Source organism: Uliginosibacterium paludis (assembly GCF_039631355.1).
In the GTDB taxonomy this organism is placed as follows: domain Bacteria; phylum Pseudomonadota; class Gammaproteobacteria; order Burkholderiales; family Rhodocyclaceae; genus Uliginosibacterium; species Uliginosibacterium paludis.
Map to the genome: position 1 here is coordinate 18,027 of NZ_JBDIVF010000009.1, position 20,971 is coordinate 38,997.

Here is a 20,971-nt window from a genome sequence, read left to right on the forward strand (position 1 = left end):
TGACACTTTTTTCGTGCTCGATTGGCAAGGGGATGAAAGCGTCATGTTCACCAAGGAAATCATCCCATGCCCGTCACCCGCGTTTCGTCCTCATCCTTTTCGTCCTCCTCACCCTTTGCCCGTCGCGCCCTGAGCGTGATGTTGAGCGCCTTGCTCGGCGGCGGAGCCGTTCAGAGCGCCTGGGCGCAGTCCGCCGCCACGCGTGACGAGCGCGTTCAGCATTTCAGGATTCCGGCCGGCTCGCTCGGCAGCAGTCTGGCGAGGCTGGCCCTCGATGCCGGCCTGAACCTGTCCTTTGATCCGGCACTGACGGCCGGCCGGGAAAGCGCTGCGCTGGAAGGCGACTTCATGCCGAGCACCGCCCTGGCGATCCTCCTCAAGGGAAGCGGACTGGTCGCCTTTTCGCGCAATGACGGAAGCATCAACCTTCGCAAGCAGGAGGAAGCTGGCGCAGGCGGCGGGGCTGAGCCCGTGCTGAAAGCGGTCACAGTCGTGGCGACGAATCTTGGCGAGGGGGGCGAGGCACGCGCCTACAGCAGCAGCTCTGCCAGGCTGGGGGCGCTGGGCGAGAAGGCGCTCAAGGACACGCCCTACAGCCTCGAGGTGTTTTCACGCGACCTGATCGACAACAAGCAGGCACAGTCGCTCGCGGAGGCGACCAAGGGCGATGCCAGCATCGCGCTCTCGGGAAGCAACCTCACCGGTGAGAACAATGCCTTCGCGGTGCGTGGCATCGCGCCGGATTTCTACACAGGGCAGCGCATCGATGGCATGGCCACCCGCTCGCGGGCAGCCGACCTGCCGCTGGAGAATTTCGACCGGGTCGAGATCCTCAAGGGCGCGTCGGCCTTCCAGTATGGCTTCGGTGCGCCAGGGGGCGTCGTGAACTACGTGCTCAAGCGCCCGACCGAAGAGACCCTCAGACGGATCGGCACGCAGGTGATGGATAGCGGCCTGCTCGGTGTGCAGGGCGATTTCGGCGGACGCTTCGGAGCGGAACGGCAACTCGGCTACCGCGTCGCCGCGGTGCGCGAGGAGGGTGACACCTATATCAAGGGTGGGCGATCGAAGCGGGAGTCGGCCTCGCTTGCGGCGGATTGGCGGATCCGTCAGGATCTCACCTGGCGGGCCGACATGCTGGTCGCCCAACATGCCCGCTACGGTGGCTACTGGGCGCTGGTGCCCAATGCCAATGGCGTAGCGAACAACTACACCGCGGCGTCCCCCTTGTCGCCCATTGATGGCAGCCGACGCCTCGCCCCGTCCTTCACACGCTACGGCTCGGTTCATCAGGGCTGGGGGACGGATCTGGGCTGGCAGCTGAATCCGGACTGGCGCGCGGAACTGGCCTACCGCAGGGCGATCAACGGCCGCGAGTTCAACGCACCGGCGATCTTCACCGACGCCCAGGGAAACTATTCGATGCGGATCTGGAACTATGCCAACCGCTTCGAAAGCAATCAGACCCAGGCCAGCGTCCAGGGCAGATTCGCTACTGGCCTCTTGCGCCATGAGCTGGTGGCCGGCTACAGCATGACCTCGACAACGAGCTTCAATTCGCCCACGCAATCGAGCCTTCTGGCGGGCGGCTCGCTCTCGAATCCGGCTGACCCCGGCAATCCCTATTCAAGCCATGTGTCCTATCACGACGCGCGCACCGAGTATGACAAGGTCTTCCGGCGTGAGCTCTTCGCGTCCGACACCCTGCATGCCGGTGATGCCGTCGATTTCATCCTCGGCGCCCGCCATGGCCGCCTGGAAGATCGCTATACCGGCTATGACCGCGCTGCACTCACGCCCAGTGTGGCTGCGGTGTATCGGCCGCTCGCGTGGCTGAGCACCTATGCCAGCTATGTCGAAGCGCTGGAAGAGGGCGGCACCGCTCCCACCACGGCAGCGAACGCGGGGCAGGTCTTCGATCCGCTCAAGAGCACCCAGCACGAACTCGGTCTCAAGGCCGAAGGACGCGACTGGACGGCCAATGCTTCGGTCTTCCGCCTGCAACGCGGGCTCACCATGACCAGTTCGACCAACGTTTATTCTCAGGATGGAGAGGCGCATTACCAGGGCGTGGAACTTGGCCTCAAGACCCGCCTCGGACGCCAGTGGCTGCTCGGCAGCACCGCCATGTGGCTGGATGCCAAGGCCCAGAAAACCAGCAGCAGCGCGCTTGACGGCAAGCATATCCAGGGCGTGGCGCGTACCCAGTTGAGCCAGTATGCCGAGTACCGGGTGAGCGGGCTGCCGCTGACCCTGACGGCCGGTGCCCGCTATATCGGCAAGCGTCCGATCGATGCGGCCAACAACTGGTCGGTCGGTGCGGTCACCCTGTTTGACGCCGGCGCGCGCTACGAAACCGAGCTGCAGGGTTATCCGACCGTATTCCGGCTCAATGTCGACAACCTTGCCAACAAGGCTTACTGGATCACCATCCCGACCTACAGCTACCTGCAGCAGGGCGCGCCGCGGACGGTGAAGCTGTCGATGCAGCTGGACTTCTGAGATGCGGCGTATCCTCGTCTGGTGGCATCGCTACGTCGGCCTCGTGCTGGCGGTCTTCCTGCTCGTCTCGGGGCTGACCGGCAGTCTGCTGGCCTGGAACGACGAGCTGGAGGCGCTTCTCAGCCCGCAGCTGTTTCTTGCCGAGCCTCCGACGCCGGAGGCGCGCCCGCTCGATCCGCTCGTGCTGCGCGAGCAGGTGGCAAGGCGGTATCCGGCGACATTTGTGCCACGCGTGCCACTGCAGATCGAGCCTGGCAAGTCGGTGATGTTCCGGCTCTATGCGCTACCTGATCCGCGCACGGGAAAAACGCCCGAGTTGGCTGTCGACCAGGTCTTCGTGGATCCCTATGGCGGGCGCATCCTCGGCACGCGGAAGTATGGCGATCTGGGCCAGGGACTGGTCAACCTGATGCCCTTCGTCTTCGAGCTGCACGATGCGCTGGCCATGGGCAGGACCGGCACCGTGCTGCTGGGCGTGATTGCCTTGCTATGGAGCATCGACTGCATCGCGGCAATCTGGCTGACCTTCCCGGCCGCACGCGCAAGCAGCCAGGGCAAGTCCTGGCTGGCGCGCTGGCGGCGGTCCTGGTGGCTGCGCTGGCGGGGTGGTGCGTACAAGCTGAGCTTCGATCTGCATCGCGCGGGCGCGCTGTGGCTGTGGGCGATGCTGTTCGTGATCGCCTGGAGCAGCGTGGCCTTCAATCTCCGCCCCGCTTATGACGGCGTGATGAAGCGGATCCTCGCGCATCAGCCTGAGCCTTCGCGCGAGCAGCTCGCGCGCCCGGTGCTGCGCCCGCCGCTTGACTGGCAGCAGGGGCTGACGCTGGCCCGCGCGCGGATGAACGAGGCCGCCAAACGTGAGGGCCTGCGCATCGATTTCGAATACATGCTGATCTATGACCCGCGTTATGCGCGCTACAGCTACTACGTGCGCAGTGATCGTGATGTGGCACAGCGCTGGGGCATCACCTCGCTGCACATCGATGCGCGAGATGGCAGCGTGTCACCACTTTGGTATCCGACGGGGGCTGCGGCGGGTAACACCTTCAACACCTGGATTACCGCGCTGCACCTGACGGCCATGTGGGGCCGCCCCTTCCAGGCCTTCATGAGCCTCTTCGGCCTGGCGCTTGCAATGCTTTGCGTGACCGGGGCGTGGATCTGGGCGCGCAAGCGGCGAGGTCGTGTTCAGGCAGCACTTCAGCGCGCAGCGAAGGCGTAACGCAAGCGGGCCGTGCCGCGGCGAGCCTCACGCGTCAGGGTTTTGCCTGGTCATCGGGACGGCTTCGATTCACGTGTCGGTCCGTGTCGACGCGTGTGCCGAAGTCTGGCGTAAGAGGCTGCGTCGGAGCGTTCCGGTCTTGGGTCGAGACCTGAAGGCGACAGACATGAGAAGGCTGGTCCGTATAGCTCATAGTGGCCCCGTGCTGTCGGGACGGGGCGCGCATGGTCGGCCTGGTCGATGCTTCACGCTACGGGGATTCGTCTGTAGAAGGGTGACCCCTCTGCATGGGGGTCTATGCCTCCGCCCTGTGGCTGCTCGGTTTGGCCGATGGATTGGGGGATCTGGCCGAGCCAGCCAAGGATGTGCGGGCGCTCGAATCCGACGTGCGCCAAGCCAGCCAGCTGCGCGCTCGCAGGACACGTACGACAGTCGCCGGGTCTAAAAAGGAAGACCGCGAATCATGAATACGCCAGCCGTGCCCGCCACGCTTTACCTCTGGTATCTCGGCACGCCAGCGATGCCTGTGCTGGTGGGCGAACTCCATCTCGTCATGAATCGTCGTGCGGTCTCGCTGCGCTACGCCGATGCCTGGCGCCGGAATGGCATCCCGCTCAGCGAAGACCTGCCTTTGGGGGAGCAGGAGTTTTTCCCGAAGGACAAAGACCTGGCCACTTACTTCTGCTTGAACGGCAGCAATAGTGCACAAAGCTGATAGCATCATCTTTATAAAATCAGGTGCGATTCAGTACCGTCCCGGCCACGCCGGAGGCCATATGGGTCGCCCGGCAGCTCGGACAGATGCTTTCAACGCCGCCCCGGGTGGCGGCTGAAGACGTGGTGACGCTTCTTGAAACGGTTATCGAGCGCATGGCGGATGGCAATGTTGCTTCTTTTGCCAAAAGGCTCGGGCTCTCGAAAAGCGGAGTTTGGTACTGGGTGCGCAAAGGCGGGCTGCCCACGCTGCCTGCCTGGCTGGCGATTTCGCTTCATGGCGGCATCGGGATGGCGCAACTCTATTCCGGAACACTGGCTGGCTGGGAGCCCCCGCGTGAGCCATTGCAGCTCTCGATGCCACTACTGAGCTCTTCACGGAAGGGGATTCCTTCTCGCGTGCTGGATTGGGATGCCATTCGTGCGCAGCTGCGCGAGTTGCTGAAGGTGGAGCCGCCTGTTCCGCTAGTCGAGGCGTGCGAGCGCGTTGGCGTGAGCCACACCCGGCTTTACTTGCACGCGACCGTAGAGACCCGAGCCATTGCAGACCGCTTCCGACGGTACCGGGCGCAGGTACGCGAGTCCAGGGAGGTGCGACTGCAGGCGCAAATCAGCGAGCTTGTTCAGGAGCGGTTCGAGGCCGGCTATGTCGGCATCAGCGCTCGCGAAATGTGGCCGCGCCTGCCGAGCGACCTGAAGTCAGTGCGCAACAGCTTCAGTCTGGTTGCCAAGGCGGTGGCTGACGACGATGACTTGAAGTAGTCCGGCCGCAACAAAACAAAAACGGGACCCGAGGGTCCCGTTTCTTTTTGCTCTACATCCAACCTGCAGAGGCTTTGCTAGGCAAAGCCTTCTACTGTACATCGATGTGCCCGTAAAACCAAAATGTGGCCAAACGTGAAATAAAGCAATTAGTGGCCAGGTGGCCAATTTATGCTTTTCGCCACAAACATCGCTGCAGGCTTTTCTTGAATTCTGGTAGGCGATACTGGACTCGAACCAGCGACCCCGTCCGTGTGAAGGACGTGCTCTACCAACTGAGCTAACCGCCTGTTGATCTGGAAGCGTTACCGCTCCGTCACAAGAGAGGCCGAATTATAGGGATAGATTTTGCGTTCGTCAAAGGTTTGATGGCTTAAAATGCAATCTTTCGTTTTTCAGATGGCAGAGCATTCAATGAGCACTCCGGTTCGCACACGTTTCGCTCCCAGTCCGACGGGATTCCTGCATATCGGTGGCGCGCGTACGGCACTGTTTTCGTGGGCTTTTGCCCGCAGACACGGTGGTCGCTTCGTGCTCCGGATCGAAGACACAGACGTGGCGCGTTCCACGCCCGAGGCCGTTCAGGCGATTCTGGACGGTATGGCCTGGCTGGATCTGGCGCACGACGAAGGCCCGTTCTACCAGATGCAGCGCATGGATCGGTACAAGGAAGTGCTCAAGCAGATGCTGGAAGCCGGTACGGCCTACTACTGCTACATGAGCCCGGAAGAGCTCGAAGCGATCCGTGAAGCACAGCGCGCCCGCGGCGAGAAGCCGCGCTATGACGGTCGCTGGCGTCCGGAGCCTGGCAAGGTCCTGCCCGAGCCGCCGGCAGGCGTGCAGCCGGTCGTGCGCTTCTGCAATCCGGCTGATGGTGTGGTCGCCTGGGATGATCTGGTCAAGGGGCATATCGAGATTGCCAACGCCGAGATGGATGACCTGATCATCGCTCGTCCGGACGGCACGCCGACCTACAACTTCTGCGTGGTCGTGGATGACTGGGACATGGGCATCACCCAGGTGATCCGCGGTGACGACCATGTGAACAATACGCCGCGTCAGATCAACATCCTCAAGGCGCTGGGTGCGCCGGTGCCGCAGTACGCGCACCTCTCGATGATTCTGGGCGATGACGGCACGAAGCTCTCGAAGCGCCATGGTGCCGTGAGCGTGATGCAGTACGATGAAGACGGCTATCTGCCGGAAGCCGTGATCAATTATCTCGCCCGGCTGGGCTGGAGCCACGGCGACGATGAAGTCTTTTCGCGGGAGCAGTTCGTCGAATGGTTCGATCTGGATCACATCACGCCGTCGGCGGCGCAGTTCAACACCGAAAAGCTCAAGTGGCTCAATGCTCATTACATCAAGCAGCGTGATCCGGCGCTGCTGGCGGCCGACGCGGCGAAGCGTCTCGGCGGGCGGGGCGTGGATCTGGCGAGCGGCCCGGCACCGGCCGCGGTTGTGGCGCTGTACCGCGAGCGGGTGAATACCCTTGTGGAACTGGCCGATGCGTTGCAACCCTATTACCAGTCGCCCGCGATTGCCGAAGAGCTGGCGGGCCAGCATCTAACGCCTGCTGCGCTGGAAGCGCTGGAGAGCCTCAAGGCGCGTCTGGCCGTCTGCGCCTGGGACAAGGCTGCGCTGAGCGCGGCGATCAAGGAAACCTGTACCGAGAAGGGCCTCAAGATGCCCCAGGTCGCCATTCCGCTGCGGGTGAAGCTTCTGGGCGTGACGCAGACGCCGTCGATTGATGCCGTGCTCGAGGTGCTGGGCCGCGAGCGTGTGCTGGTCAGACTGGGCTGAGACCGGCGTTTGAAGGAATAAGGCCGTCGGGCGTTTTGCCCGGCGGCCTTTTTTGCGTCCAGACGCTATTGCTCAGGGTCTGACTGCGGCTTCTTTCCTGAGGTAGGGCGCGAGTTCCGGCACGCTGGCCACCATTGCTTCGGCCACCATGCGGCCGAGCACATAGGAGCCGTCCAGATTGAAGTGCGTCTTGTCCGGCACGATCGAGCCATCCGGCCCGGCCTTGGTGGCGCCCAGCTTGTGCGCGGCGGTTTCGCCGAGCTTTTCGAAGTAGGTCTGGCTCAGGGTATGCAGGTCGATCAGTGGCACGTTCATTTCTGCGGCCACCTTCTTCATGGCTTCGACATGACCTGGCAGGTCGTCGACGATCCTGCCATCCGGCTGGAAGTACCGACGTGCGATGGGCGTGACGAGGATCGGCTTGATGCCGGCTGCGCGTGCCTCGGTGACGAAGCGTCTGAGGTTGGCCGGATATTCGGTGACGAGGTCGGTCTGGCGTTCGAGATGGGCGCTGCTCTGCACATCGTTGTGGCCGAACTGGATCAGCATCCAGTCAGGCTTGGGGGATTGCGCCGCGTCCCAGAGTCCTTCGCGGCGGTAGGTCTTGGTGCTGGCTCCGCCCTTTGCGCGATTGACGCAATCCACGGCGGCGGTGAGGTTGGCGCAAAAGCCGGTGCCGTAACCCTGCTTCTCGGTCTGAGTGGAGTCCCCCACTAGTGTGATGCGAACGCCGCCGTCGGCGGGCTTGCTGCCGGAGACGGCGGCGCAGCCTGCGAGCAGGACGAACAGCAGTGCAGAGCCTGCGCGGGCAATCGGTGTCATGTCAGTGTTCCTGTTTGCGGAGAGGCCGGGCAATTCCGGCGTTCGCAGTTTAGGACCGAAGCAGTCCGGAGTATCTGATCGGGATTGCCGAATTACGCAGGTCGATGGCTCACAGCGGCGGGAAGAGCAGGTCGCCCTGTTCGCCGTGGAAGCCGCCTGAATGGCGCGATGGTTCTTCAAGATGGCTGATCCGCACGCCCAAGAGGCGCAGCCGTTTTTCAAGCGGAACCCGTTTCAGGCATTCGCCCGCGGCGCGTCGGATGATGGTGGCATCTGCCGTGGCTTCAGGCAGGGTCAGGTCGCGGGTGACGGTGCTGAAGTCTTCATAGCGCAGCTTGATGCCGATGGTCTTGCCGACCACGCGTTTGCGGACCAGATCTTCCGCGACCCGTACGCACAGGCGGGTGAAGATGGCGGAGAGCGTCTCGCGGTCTGCGCGGGCGTGCAAGTCGCGCTCGAAGGTCGTTTCGCGGCTGACGGATTTCGGTTCGGAGGCCGTTACGACGGCGCGGGTGTCGATACCATGTGAGGCGTCGGCGAGCCAGGCGCCGTAGCTGCGCCCGAAGCTTTCCTGCAGCCACAGCTTGTCGCGTGCAGCGAGTTCCCCGATTGTCCGGATACCAAGCGAGGCCAGCTTTTCATCCGCCTTCGGCCCGATCCCGTTGATCTTGCGCACCGGAAGCGGCCAGATCCGGGCAGGAATGTCGTCCATGCCGAGGATGGTCAGCCCATCGGGCTTCTCGAGATCCGAGCAGATCTTGGCCAGCAGCTTGTTGGGCGTGACACCGATCGAGCAGGTGAGGCCGGTCGCACTGCGGACCGCGTCCTTGATGCGTTGTGCGAGTGCGCGGGTTTCGCCAGCGACCTCGGTAAGGTCCAGGTAGATCTCGTCGATGCCCCGGTCTTCCATCAAGGGCGCGATTTCCCGCACGGCGGCCTTGAACAGGCGCGAGTAGTGCCGGTAAGCATCGAAGTCGACAGGCAGCAGGATTGCATCAGGAGCGAGCCGGGCGGCCTTCATGATGCCCATCGCGGAGCCGATTCCGAGCGCCCGGGCTTCATAGGTGGCGGTGGTGATGACGCCGCGGCCCACGTAGTCCTTCAGTCTGGCGTAATGCCAGCTTCCATCCTCGAGCTGGCGGGGCGTGTCGACCGAGCGGCCACCGATGACTACCGCATGACCTTTCAGCTGCGGATAGCGCAGGAGTTCGACCGATGCATAGAACGCATCCATGTCGAGGTGGGCGATACGGCGTGGTGGGGGCATGCTGCGGCGGGCGGAGCGGGGGCCGGCATTCTAGCGGCAGGCGTTGGCGAGGGCGGCGTCCAGTGCGGGCTGGGCGAAACGAAAGCCGGCCTGGATCAGGCGCTCGGGCGGTGCGTTCTGCCCGCCCAGCAACAGATAGGCCCGCTGGCCCAGTGCGGCTTTCAGCAGCCAGGCGGGCTGGGGCAGACAGGCCCTGCGGCCGAAAGTGGAGGCCAGCGAGGTACTGAAGTCCGCGTTACGTACTGGTTCCGGGGCGGTGAGGTTGAAGGGGCCTTCGAGTCCGGGCGTGTCCAGCAGGAAGCACACGGCGGCGACCCAGTCGTCAATGTGAATCCAGCTCATCCACTGTGACCCCTGGCCGAGTGCACCACCCAGCCCCAACCGGAAGGGCCACTTCATGCGGGCAAGCAAGCCACCCTCCGGCGCGAGGACCAGGCCGGTCCGCAGATGGCAGACCCGCACGCCGCTGCCAGACGCCTTGCTGGCTGCGGCTTCCCAGTCGGCACAGAGCCGCGAGCCGAAGTCGTCCTGCAGGGGGAATTTGACCGTGTCAGGGCAGGGGCGCTCGCCGGCGTCTCCATAGACGCCGACTGCCGAGCCGGACAGCAGCAGCTTCGGCTTGCTGTGCGCGCGTGCGATTGCGCTCACCAGCGCGTCGGTCAGTCCGATCCTGCTGCGCCGCAGCGTGGCCTTGCGCGAGTTGCTCCAGGGCAGATCAATGATCGGCGCACCAGCCAGATTGATGATCGCGTCAAAATGCTGGTCCGCTGAATAGTCGCGGAGACTGGCCAGTACCCCCGTGTCGGCACCGCAAAGCGCCTTCACGCGTTCCGGACGTCGGCTGAGTACCCAGAGCTGGTGTCCGCGGTTCCGCAGGGCCTTGCACAGCGAGCGCCCGAGAAGTCCGGTGCCGCCGGTGATCAGGATGTTCATGATTCGACTCCTTCAGCTGAAAGCGCGTGCGGGCCGCGCGCGCCTGGTTCTTCCCGCAGCAGACCGCGCGGTGCTCAGGCCTTGCTGAACAGTGTCTTCAGACGCTGCCCCAGCGTGACGCAGCTCAGTACTATCGCGCCGATCAGGATGCCGGCTACGGCATTGATGAGGGTGCCGGTCATTGGTGCCAGAAGCATGCCGGCATGGGGCAGCGCGTCGACCTGCTCGCTGACATGTTCGATCAGATGATGTGCGCCCGGCAATCCGTGCAGCACGATGCTGCCGCCCACGAGAAACATCGCAAGCGTTCCCAGGACCGAGAGGCTGCGCATCAGCCAGGGCGCCAGCCACAGCAGGGCACGACCCACTGACCTGAGGGCGTTCGAAGCACGCTGACTGAGGTAGAGCCCGGCGTCGTCCAGTTTGACGATCAGTGCTACGAAGCCGTACACCCCCATCGTCATGAGCAGTGCGACGGCAATCAGTACCGCCACCTGTTGCCCGAACGGAGCGCTCGCCACCGTGCCGAGGGCGATGACGATGATTTCGGCTGAGAGGATGAAATCGGTGCGGATCGCCCCCTGGATCTTTTCGCGCTCGGGGAGCGGGGCGACAGGCGTATGCGCCTCTGCGTGCGGGGCGCCGTGGAAAAAATGGTGGGCGATTTTCTCGAAGCCTTCAAAACACAGGTAGGCGCCGCCGATCATCAGCAGTGGGGTGATGGCCCAGGGCAGCAGTGCGCTGATCGCCAGGGCCGCGGGCACGAGAATGGCCTTGTTGCGCAGGGAGCCGAGGGCAACTGCCCAGACTACCGGCAGCTCCCTGTCGGCATTCACGCCACTGACCTGCTGGGCGTTGAGTGCCAGATCGTCGCCCAGTACGCCGGCGGTTTTCTTGGCGGCAACTTTGCTCATGACCGCCACGTCGTCGAGGATGCTGGCGATGTCGTCAATCAGTGCGAGCAGGCTGGCAGCGGCCATGTGTGTGTCCTGAAGTGTCGGGTGTGGGTGGGGCGGAGGGCATGAAAAAGGGAGAGCGAACTCTCCCTTCCGGTGCGCCTGCGGGACAGTCTACTTGCTCCAGCTGTCCTTGAGCGTGGTCGTCCGGTTGAAAACCGGCTGGCCGGGCTGATGGTCCTTGCGGTCGGCCACGAAGTAGCCGTGACGCTCCAGCTGGAAACTGGTGCCGGGGGCGGCCTGGGCCACGGACGGTTCGATCCAGGTCCGCACCACGCGCTTGGCATCGGGGTTGATGACTTCGAGGAAGTCACGGCCTCCTGCATCCGGCTGGGCTTCCTTGAACAGGCGGTCATAGAGCCGGATTTCGGCCGGCACGCCTTCGCTGGCAGAGACCCAGGTAATCACGCCCTTGACCTTGACGCTGTCGGCGCCCGGCGTGCCGCTCTTCGTGTCGGGCACAACCTCGGCCAGCACCGTAAGGATCTGACCATCGACATTCTTTTCACAACCGGTACAGCGGATGACATAACCATATTTCAGGCGTGCCATGTTGCCGGGGAAGAGTCTGCGGAAGCCCTTTTCGGGGACTTCCTGGAAGTCTTCGCGTTCGATCCAGACTTCGGCGCCCAGGTTGAAGTGACGCTGACCCATCTCCGGATGGTGGGGATGCACCGGTGCCGAGCAGGGTTCGGCATGGTCTGCGCCGAAGAGTTCGGCCCAGTTCGTCAGGCGAAGCTTGACGGGGTCCAGCACGGCCATGCCACGGGGGGCTTTTTCGTCGAGATCGTCGCGGAGTGCGCCTTCGAGGATGGAGTAGTCGATCCAGCTGTCGCCCTTCGATACGCCGATCCGCTCGCAGAACAGCTGGATGGCGCCCGGGCTGTAGCCCCGCCGGCGCAGGCCGACGATGGTCGGCATGCGGGGGTCATCCCAGCCGTCCACATGTTTTTCGGTCACGAGCTGCATCAGCTTGCGCTTGCTGGTGACCACATAGGTCAGATTCAGGCGGGCGAACTCGTACTGGCGGGGCAGGGGATCCGAGAACATGCCTGCGTCACGCAGCTGGCCCAGCAGCCAGTCGTAGAAGGGGCGCTGATCTTCGAACTCAAGGGTGCAGATCGAGTGGGTGATGCGCTCGAGCGCATCTTCGATCGGGTGTGCGAAGGTGTACATCGGGTAGATGCACCACTTGTTGCCGGTGTGGTGGTGCTCCGCAAAGCGGATGCGGTAGATCGCCGGATCGCGCAGATTTATGTTGGGCGAAGCCATGTCGATCCTGGCGCGCAGAATCATGCTGCCTTCGGCATGCTTGCCGTCACGCATCTCACGGAAGAGCCGCAGGTTTTCCTCGACCGGGCGGGCACGCCACGGGGAATCCTTGCCGGCTTCGGTCAGCGTGCCGCGATTGATGCGCATTTCTTCCGGAGTCTGCTGGTCTACATAAGCCAGGCCACGCTCGATCAGAAGTTCGGCGGCACGGTACATGAAGTCGAAGTAATCGCTGGCCTGATACTGATGCGAGCGGCCGTTGAAGTCCCAGGAGAAGCCGAGCCACTGGATGGCATCCAGGATGGAGTCGACGTATTCCTTGTCTTCCTTCTCGGGGTTGGTGTCGTCGAAACGCATGTGGCAGACGCCGCCATAGTCACGGGCCAGCCCGAAATTCAGGCAGATCGACTTGGCGTGCCCCACATGGAGATAGCCGTTAGGCTCCGGCGGGAAGCGGGTGCGGATGCGTGCCGGATCCGGCTCCGCAGCGTCGTGCAGGCTGCCTTCGCCTGGCTGGCCAGCCCAGCCCCGCCCTGCGAACTTGCTCGCGGCGAGGTCTGCGTCGATGATGTTCCGAAGGAAGTTTGTGATTTGCGCTGCGCCTTCGGCAGCGTTCTTGTCAGGGGTGCTCACGCGATCAGTTCCGGAAGTGGGAGGGGCGACATCCTTGTCGCAATGCGGCATTCTAACTTAGGCGTCCGTCGCCGGCAGTGCGGCGCGACGACCAATCAATGACCGCCGGCAACGAGTTTTTCCCGACGGACCAGCTCGGGAAACAGCTTCATCCAGATCGCGACAACGGCCAGCGTACCGACGCCGCCGACGACGACCGACGCGACCGCTCCCCAGGCCGCAGCGGTGACGCCCGATTCGAATTCACCCAGCTGGTTGGAGGCGCCGATGAACACCGAGTTGACCGCGCTGACGCGACCCCGCATGTCGTCAGGGGTTTCAAGCTGTACCAGCGATTGCCGGATCACCACGCTGATCATGTCGCCCACTCCGGAAAGCGCCAGCATCAGCAAGGAGAGCATGAAGTTGGTGGAGAGTCCGAAAATCAGCGTTGAAACGCCATACAGCGCGACGGCGGCAAACATCGTTTTTCCGGCCGCACGCTCGATGGGGTGGCGCGTGAGCCAGATCGACATCAGAAAGGCGCCGACCGCAGGAGCTGCGCGAAGAAAGCCCAGCCCCCACGGTCCGGTGTGAAGAATGTCCCGTGCGTAGATGGGCAGCAAGGCGGTGGCGCCTCCCAGCAGCACCGAGAACAGATCCAGCGAGATCGCACCCAGTACGGGTTTGCGCTGCCAGATGAAGCGAATTCCCGCCAGCAGGCTTCGGGTGGTCACCGGCTCGCGGGCACGGACGGGTTGCTGCTCGAGCTTCACGCCAGCCAGAAACAGCAATCCGAGCAGGATCAGGAATGTGCAGAGGCTATACACAACGCCCGCGCCGGCGACATAAACGAAGCCACCCGCGGCCGGCCCCGCGATGATGGCGAACTGCGCACCGGACGAGGCGAAGGCCAGCGCACGCGGGAGCAGTCCGGCAGGCACAAGTTGCGGCGTGAGCGCCTGCTGTGTCGGCATCTGGAAAGCCTTGGTGGTGCCAAGAGCGACGGAGGCGAACAGGATGTGTTCCCGGCTGATCCAGCCTGCAAAGCTTGCCCAGATCAGCATCAGGGCGACCAGGGCCTGACCGGCCAGGCAGATGGCGAGCACGTAACGGCGGTCGTAGCGATCGGCGACCTGACCGACGACGAGCGTGAGCAACAGGGCCGGAGCAAATTGCGCCAGACCGACGAGCCCCAGGTCAAACGCACTGTGGGTCAGGTCATACATCTGCCAGCCGACGGCCACCATCAGCATCTGGTTGGCCATGGTCGTGCTGACACGGGTCGCCCAGAACTTCAGGAAAGAATGCTGGGCAAAAAGCGGATTGCGGTCGCTCATTTTGGGGTCCGGATTGGCCGCTGAATGAAAAAGCCGGCTCGCGCCGGCTTTCTCGTCATGCAAGGGAAGCGATTACTTCTTCAGGAAGTCTTCGCGAACCGGCGTGAAGGTGTCGAGCAGCACGCCAGCCTTCAGGCACTTGCAGCCGTGCATGATGTTCGGTTCCTTGTACAGGGTGTCGCCCGGGCCGACGATCTTCACTTCGTCGCCGATGGTGAATTCGAACTCGCCGGACAGCACATGGGTCAGCTGTTCATGCGGATGGTTGTGCATGTAACCGATGGCGCCATCGGCAAAGTGCACTTCAACCTGCATCATCTTGCCATTGTGGGCGAGGATCTTGCGGCTCACGCCGCCGCCCAGATCTTCCATTACGCAATCTTTGCCAAATACGAACATGATCTATCTCCGGTGGAACAGACGGCAATTATAGGGTAGTCCTGTACCGGCTCGGCAAGGATCTGGATCAATGCCATGAAAAAGCCGGCCCGAGGGCCGGCTTGGCAAATGCTGCGAAGCGCTTACTTCGCGGATTCGTAAGACACCTCGGGCGTCACTTCCGTCGTTGCCTTTTCCTGGATGCGCATGCCGTAGAAGCTGCGATACACGAAAATCAGGTTCAGGAAGAGGAAGACGGCTGCCAGCGTGTACTGGAGTGCCGAGTTGCCCTGATGGTTCAGGCCGACCGCCATTTCCACAGCCAGCAGGCCGAAGAGCGTGGTGAACTTGATGATCGGGTTCATGGCTACCGAGGAGGTGTCCTTGAACGGATCGCCCACGGTGTCGCCGATCACGGCTGCTGCGTGCAGGTCGGTACCCTTCGCGCGAAGTTCGGTTTCCACGATCTTCTTGGCGTTGTCCCAGGCGCCACCGGCGTTGGCCATGAACACGGCCTGATACAGCCCGATGATGGCCAGCGAGATCAGGTAGCCGATGAAGAAGAAGGGCTCGACGAAGGCGCAGGCCAGCGTGCCGAAGAACACCGCCATGAAAATGTTGAACATGCCTTTCTGCGCGTACTGCGTGCAGATGGCTACCACCTTCTTGGAGTCTTCGGTGGAGGCCTTGCTCACGCCGTCCAGTTTCATGTTTTCCTTGATGAACTCGACTGCGCGATACGCCCCGGTTGAAACGGCCTGCATCGAGGCGCCGGAGAACCAGAAAATCGTCGCGCCACCCGAGATCAGACCCAGCAGGAACGGCGGGTAGAGCATCGAGAGTTTCTGGACATCGGCGACGCTGTTGAGGCCATCGGTGAGCAGCATGATGATCGAGAACACCATCGTGGCCGCGCCGACCACGGCGGTGCCGATCAGCACCGGCTTGGCAGTGGCCTTGAAGGTATTGCCGGCACCGTCGTTTTCCTCAAGCAGATCCTTGGCAATGTCGAAGTTGGCGTCGAAGCCGAAGTCCTTCTTCACTTCTTCCTTGATGCCGGGGATTTCCTCGATGGTGGAGAGCTCGTACACCGATTGTGCGTTGTCGGTCACAGGGCCGTAGGAGTCCACTGCGATCGTGACCGGGCCCATGCCGAGGAAGCCGAATGCGACGAGGCCGAACGAGAACACTGCCGCCATGATCTTGCCGTGCTCGGGATCCGGGTTGATCACGTGAGCGAGCTGACCCTGCGAAACCAGGTACGCGCCCGTCATGAGACCGACGATGATCACTCCCATCCAGAACGACGAGAAGTTGCCTGCCGTCAGACCGGACAGGATGTTGAGGCTGGCGCCACCTTCGCGGGAAGCGGTGACCACCTCGCGGACGTGGCCGGATTTGGTCGAAGTGAAGACCTTGACGATTTCCGGAATGATCGCGCCGGCGAGGGTGCCGAAGGTAATGATCAGCGAAAGCTGCCACCACAGACTGGAATAGGTGACGCCATTGATGGCGAGGTCACCGATCAGGGCCTTGGAGACCACAAAAGTGAGGATCAGGGAAACGAAGGAGGTGACCCAGACCAGCGAGGTCAGCGGCGCTTCGAAATCGAATTTGCTCGTGTTGCCGTACTTGGCCTTGGCCCAGACTTCATTGAGCAGGTAGGACGCGCCCGAGGCGATGATCATCATCACCCGCATCACGAAGATCCAGACCAGGAGCTGAACCTGGGTTGCCGCTTCCGGTACCGCCAGCATGATGAAGCTCACGAGTGCGACACCGGTCACACCGTAGGTTTCGAAGCCGTCGGCGGTCGGTCCAACCGAATCCCCTGCGTTGTCACCCACGCAGTCGGCAATCACGCCGGGGTTGCGTGCGTCGTCTTCCTTGATCTTGAAGACGATCTTCATCAGGTCGGAACCGATGTCCGCAATCTTGGTGAAGATGCCGCCTGCGATGCGCAGTGCGGAGGCGCCGAGCGACTCGCCGATCGCGAAGCCGATGAAGCACTTGCCGGCCAGGGCGGGATCGATGAACAGCAGGATGGCCAGCATGATCAGCAGTTCGGTCGAGATCAGCAGCATGCCGATCGAGATGCCGGACTTCAGCGGAATGGCGTAGACCGGGAAGGCCTTGCCCTGAAGCGAGGCGAATGCCGTGCGGCTGTTGGCAAAGGTGTTGATGCGGATACCGAACCACGCCACGCCGAAAGAGCCGGCAATACCGACGAGAGAGAAGGCCAGGATCAGCAGCACTTCGCCAGCCGGCAGGCCTGCACCACCTTGCGGGTTCTGGGCGACGAAGCCGAAGTAGCCGATGATGATGATGGCGATGAATGCTTCGAGGAGCAGGAGGAACTTGCCCTGGGTGATCATGTAGGTCTTGCACGTCTCGTAGATCAGCTCGCTGACTTCGGCCATCGAACGATGCACGGGAAGATTCTTGACCTGGTTGTAGATGATCGCGCCGAATACGAGGCCCAGTACGCAGATCAGAAGGCCCCAGCCAAGCAGGGTGCTGCCGGTCATGCCTCCCAGGAAGGTTGCCAGCCCAGCGTCACCGAGGTTCGGCAGAACGAGGTTGGCTTCCCCTCCGCTCGCCATGGCGGGGAGCGAAACTGCGCCGGATGCGACCGCCAACAGGCGATGCAGGCGGCCCGAGAATACCCTTCTGACAAGCGCGGAACTCAATGCGCCTGCCGAGCGGGCAGATGATGCTGATGACATAACCGTCTCCTCATGGTGCTTCTTAAACAAAGACACTTCTCTTCTTGGTTTGCCTCTGCAGACGTTCTTTCCAAAAAAGAAAAAAACGTTGCGGGCAATGTCATTGTTCTCTTCGCTTGCCCATTAGGGTTGACGCGGCTCAAATACCCTTGATGAGGAGTGGGGGGTATCGCTCCGGCGCAGCATTTATGCAAATCCGGAAAATGTCTGCTCGCGAGGCTCGGGGTGGGGCAATCAATAGCCAGTTCGGGAGATCCTGATTTCGTGCAGGATTTTTGCCGAGATTTCTTCGATGGAGCGGGAGGTAGATTCGATGAAGGGAATGCCTTCCCTGCGCATCAGCTTCTGTGCGGCATCGATTTCGTTGCGGCAGTTGTCGAGGGCGGCGTAGCGGCTGTTGGGGCGTCTTTCACGCCGGATTTCGGAGAGACGCTCCGGGGTGATCGTGAGTCCGTAGAGCTTTGTGCGATAGCGGACGAGATCGGCTGGAAGCTTGTTGCGTTCAAAGTCCTCCGGGATCAGCGGGTAATTCGCAGCCTTGACCCCGAACTGCATGGCCAGATAAAGACTGGTAGGTGTTTTCCCTGATCTTGAAACGCCTACGAGGATGACATCGCTTTCTGCCAGTTTTTCATTGCTCTGTCCGTCGTCGTGCGCAAGCGCGAAATTGATGGCCTCGATTCTGGCCTTGTAATCCTCGCTCTCCGCAATGCCATGAAAGCGGCCGACGGTGTGGGTGGATTTCGTTCCGAGTTCGGCTTCAAGCGGCGCGATGTATTTATCGAAAAGGTCGAGAAAAAATGCATCGGCCTGGCGCAGTACGGCAACGATTTCCTGATCGACAAGTGTGCTCACGACGATGGGTCTGACGTTCTGCGAGGCGGCGGCTTCACGGATCTGTCGCACGCAGTCACGCACCTTGTCAGCTGTGTCCACAAAAGGCATGCGCACCTGCTTGAAATGGCAGTCCGGGAACTGGGCGAGAAGGCTGTGCCCGAGCGTTTCGGCGGTAATTCCGGTTCCGTCCGAAATGAAGAACACACTGCGAGTTGATTTTGTCGGCATGAAAAATGTTCCTTTAATACAGTGACTTGGGTTTGTTGCCCTGTAGGGGTTCATTCTGATGCGGTGCAGCAACCCCCTCTATAAAATGATGCGCAAAGAATGAACACACAACCTTCAGAGAGGTGCTGCATGAAACAGTATGTCATTCCGTTTGAGGCATTGCGCATGACCGACGTGGGGATTGTCGGTGGCAAGAATGCATCCCTCGGAGAGATGATCAGCCAGTTGCATGATGCCGGTGTCAGGGTTCCGGGGGGCTTTGCCACCACGTCCGAAGCCTATCGGGATTTTCTCGCGCATCATGGGCTTGCCGAACGCATCCGTGCAGCACTGGAGGCGCTGGACGTTGACGACGTCATCGAGCTTGCAAATGTTGGTGCGCGAATCCGTCAGTGGATCGTTGAGACGCCGCTGCCCACCGAACTCGAAGCACAGATCCGTGTTCGCTATGAAGCGCTTGCCAGCGAGGGTGATGGCAGTTTCGCTGTGCGCTCTTCGGCAACCGCCGAAGATCTGCCGGATGCTTCCTTTGCGGGCCAGCAGGAAACCTTTCTGAACATTCGCGGATTCGAGAATCTGCTGCATGCCATTCGGGAGGTCTTTGCTTCGCTCTACAACGACAGGGCCATTGCCTACCGCGTTCACAAGGGATTCACGCATGCAGAAGTCGCGCTCTCCGTTGGCGTGCAGCGCATGGTCCGGTCCGACAAGGGCGTTGCAGGTGTCATGTTCACGCTCGATACCGAATCGGGTTTCAACGATGTCGTGTTCATTACTTCGTCATACGGTCTCGGCGAAACGGTTGTTCAGGGAGCGGTGAATCCCGACGAGTTTTTTGTTCACAAGGCGATGCTGGCTGCCGGAAAGAATGCGGTCATCAGGCGCAGTCTCGGCTCCAAGATGATCAGCATGGTATTCGCCGAAGGAACGGCTGCCGGACGCTCGACCCGGATGGTCGATGTGCCTGAAGCGGAGCGGCAAAGGTTTTCACTGAGCGACGAGGAGATTCTCGAGCTGGCCAGGTATGCATGCATCATCGAGCGGCACTACGGTCGTCCGATGGATATCGAATGGGGACGGGACGGCGTTGATGGACGGCTCTACATTCTGCAGGCACGTCCGGAGACGGTGAAATCCCGAGGAGATCATGCGCTTGTGCGCGAGAAGTACCGTCTCAGGCAGCATGGACGTGTACTGGCCTCGGGCAGGGCGATCGGCCAGAAAGTCGGTGCTGGGCCGGTGCGCATTGTCGAGGATGCATCGGAGATGCACCGGGTTCAGGACGGCGATGTGCTGGTAACCGACATGACGGACCCGAACTGGGAACCGGTGATGAAGCGTGCTTCTGCAATTGTCACCAACCGGGGCGGACGTACCTGCCATGCGGCCATCATCGCCCGCGAGCTTGGTATTCCGGCCATTGTGGGTTGTGGCGATGCGACCGAGGTTCTGCTGGAGGGTGACTCCGTTACGGTTTCATGTGCGGAGGGGGATACCGGCTACGTGTATCGTGGCCGGCTCGAATACGAAATTGTCACGACAGACATGGGTAATCTCCCTGCGCTGCCGGTCAAGATCATGATGAATGTCGGCAATCCGGAGCTGGCTTTCGAGTTCGCGCAGATTCCGAATGCTGGCGTGGGCTTGGCCCGCCTTGAGTTCGTGATCAACAACATGATTGGCATTCACCCCAAGGCGCTCCTCGAGGTGAGTTCGATGCCCGCGGGTATCCAGGACGAGATCCGGCGGAGAGCGAGAGGTTATGCGTCGCCGCGGGAGTTCTTCATTGAGCGGCTGGCGGAGGGCGTGGCGACCATTGCGGCTTCGTTCTGGCCCAAGCCGGTGATCGTCCGGCTGTCTGACTTCAAGTCAAACGAATACCGGAAGTTGCTCGGCGGAGAAATCTACGAGCCGGAGGAGGAAAATCCGATGCTCGGTTTCCGCGGTGCGTCTCGCTATATCGCCCACAGCTTCCGGGATTGCTTTGAACTCGAGTGCATGGCCATGCGGAAGGTCAGGGGGGAAATGGGGCTGACGAATGTTCAGCTGATGGTGCCATTTGTCCGCACGCTTGACGAGGCGAGAGAGGTTGTCCGTCTGCTGGAGGCGAACGGACTCCGGCGGGGAGAAAATGAACTCAAGCTCATCATGATGTGCGAGATTCCGTCCAATGCACTGCTCGCTGAAGAGTTTCTTCAGTATTTCGACGGTTTCTCCATCGGTTCGAACGATCTGACCCAGCTCACGCTTGGTCTTGATCGCGACTCCGGACTGGTCGCGCACTCCTTTGATGAGCGCGACGCGGCTGTCAAGAAACTGCTGTCGCTCGCTATTGGAGCCTGCAATCGGCTTGGCAAGTATGTCGGCATATGCGGGCAGGGCCCGTCGGATCATGCCGATTTTGCGGAATGGTTGATGGATGAAGGTATCCAGACGATTTCGCTGAACCCCGATACGGTCGTCGAAACCTGGATCAGGCTTGCAGAGCATCGCGTCGCGCAGTGAGAAAAGCGTTCTTCAGGTGGAAAAAAAGCAACGCGTCCGCTCATTAATCGGATTGGCGGTCAAGAGCGAACTAAAACTTAAGTGTTAATATT

The 20,971-nt window shown here is 61.7% G+C and carries 16 protein-coding genes and 1 tRNA gene; 7 read left to right on the top strand and 10 right to left on the bottom strand.

The genetic code is table 11. The features are described from left to right. Positions 1 to 66: 66 nt before the first annotated feature. The 5 genes from ABDB87_RS16830 (at position 67) to ABDB87_RS16850 (ending at position 5,200) form a co-directional block, all read left to right on the top strand. Entirely contained in the window at positions 67 to 2,502 is a 2,436-nt protein-coding gene (locus tag ABDB87_RS16830; protein WP_345929200.1) for a TonB-dependent siderophore receptor, read from the top strand. 1 nt (position 2,503) lies between these two features. After that, positions 2,504 to 3,724, top strand: a complete 1,221-nt coding sequence (locus ABDB87_RS16835; RefSeq protein ID WP_345929202.1) for a PepSY-associated TM helix domain-containing protein — start codon at positions 2,504 to 2,506, stop codon at positions 3,722 to 3,724. Positions 3,725 to 4,011: 287 nt separating this feature from the next. Beyond that, complete coding sequence (locus ABDB87_RS16840; protein ID WP_345929204.1) at positions 4,012 to 4,191, top strand: hypothetical protein; 180 nt, start codon at positions 4,012 to 4,014, stop codon at positions 4,189 to 4,191. Continuing rightward, positions 4,188 to 4,439, top strand: coding sequence for a hypothetical protein (locus ABDB87_RS16845; RefSeq protein WP_345929206.1), 252 nt, complete (start codon positions 4,188 to 4,190; stop codon positions 4,437 to 4,439). The genes ABDB87_RS16840 and ABDB87_RS16845 overlap by 4 nt, the downstream gene beginning before the upstream one ends. 86 nt (positions 4,440 to 4,525) lie before the next feature. Continuing rightward, a complete protein-coding gene (locus ABDB87_RS16850) occupies positions 4,526 to 5,200 on the top strand; it encodes a hypothetical protein (protein ID WP_345929208.1) in 675 nt (224 codons plus the stop codon). Between the two features lie 214 nt (positions 5,201 to 5,414). On the opposite strand, the gene ABDB87_RS16855 is transcribed toward ABDB87_RS16850, so the two are convergent. Then, positions 5,415 to 5,490: transfer RNA gene (locus ABDB87_RS16855), tRNA-Val, on the bottom strand. A 124-nt stretch (positions 5,491 to 5,614) separates the two neighbouring features. On the opposite strand from ABDB87_RS16855, the gene gltX reads away from it, so the two are divergent. Next, entirely contained in the window at positions 5,615 to 7,003 is a 1,389-nt protein-coding gene (gene gltX / locus ABDB87_RS16860) for a glutamate--tRNA ligase (RefSeq protein ID WP_345929210.1), read from the top strand. Positions 7,004 to 7,075: 72 nt separating this feature from the next. On the opposite strand, the gene ABDB87_RS16865 is transcribed toward gltX, so the two are convergent. The 9 genes from ABDB87_RS16865 to ppsR all read right to left on the bottom strand — a co-directional run bounded on the left by ABDB87_RS16865 (position 7,076) and on the right by ppsR (position 18,374). Then, a complete protein-coding gene (locus tag ABDB87_RS16865) occupies positions 7,076 to 7,825 on the bottom strand; it encodes a rhamnogalacturonan acetylesterase (protein ID WP_345929212.1) in 750 nt (249 codons plus the stop codon). 109 nt (positions 7,826 to 7,934) lie between these two features. Further along, positions 7,935 to 9,092, bottom strand: coding sequence for a DNA polymerase IV (gene dinB, locus ABDB87_RS16870; RefSeq protein WP_345929214.1), 1,158 nt, complete (start codon positions 9,090 to 9,092; stop codon positions 7,935 to 7,937). 30 nt (positions 9,093 to 9,122) lie between these two features. After that, complete coding sequence (locus ABDB87_RS16875) at positions 9,123 to 10,025, bottom strand: TIGR01777 family oxidoreductase (RefSeq protein ID WP_345929216.1); 903 nt, start codon at positions 10,023 to 10,025, stop codon at positions 9,123 to 9,125. A gap of 74 nt (positions 10,026 to 10,099) precedes the next feature. Next, positions 10,100 to 11,005 (bottom strand): DUF808 domain-containing protein, encoded by a 906-nt coding sequence (locus ABDB87_RS16880; RefSeq protein WP_345929218.1) that lies wholly within the window; start codon positions 11,003 to 11,005, stop codon positions 10,100 to 10,102. Between the two features lie 90 nt (positions 11,006 to 11,095). Further along, positions 11,096 to 12,937: a glutamine--tRNA ligase/YqeY domain fusion protein gene (locus ABDB87_RS16885; RefSeq protein WP_345929220.1), complete on the bottom strand. Its 1,842-nt coding sequence runs from the start codon at positions 12,935 to 12,937 to the stop codon at positions 11,096 to 11,098. A gap of 44 nt (positions 12,938 to 12,981) precedes the next feature. Beyond that, a complete protein-coding gene (locus tag ABDB87_RS16890; RefSeq protein WP_345929222.1) occupies positions 12,982 to 14,205 on the bottom strand; it encodes an MFS transporter in 1,224 nt (407 codons plus the stop codon). 72 nt (positions 14,206 to 14,277) lie between these two features. Beyond that, entirely contained in the window at positions 14,278 to 14,604 is a 327-nt protein-coding gene (locus tag ABDB87_RS16895; protein ID WP_345929224.1) for a cupin domain-containing protein, read from the bottom strand. Between the two features lie 122 nt (positions 14,605 to 14,726). Then, complete coding sequence (locus tag ABDB87_RS16900; protein ID WP_345929226.1) at positions 14,727 to 17,309, bottom strand: sodium-translocating pyrophosphatase; 2,583 nt, start codon at positions 17,307 to 17,309, stop codon at positions 14,727 to 14,729. 234 nt (positions 17,310 to 17,543) lie between these two features. Further along, positions 17,544 to 18,374, bottom strand: coding sequence for a posphoenolpyruvate synthetase regulatory kinase/phosphorylase PpsR (gene ppsR, locus ABDB87_RS16905; RefSeq protein WP_345929389.1), 831 nt, complete (start codon positions 18,372 to 18,374; stop codon positions 17,544 to 17,546). 129 nt (positions 18,375 to 18,503) lie between these two features. On the opposite strand from ppsR, the gene ppsA reads away from it, so the two are divergent. Then, positions 18,504 to 20,879: a phosphoenolpyruvate synthase gene (ppsA, locus tag ABDB87_RS16910; protein ID WP_345929391.1), complete on the top strand. Its 2,376-nt coding sequence runs from the start codon at positions 18,504 to 18,506 to the stop codon at positions 20,877 to 20,879. The last annotated feature ends 92 nt before the right edge of the window (positions 20,880 to 20,971 follow it).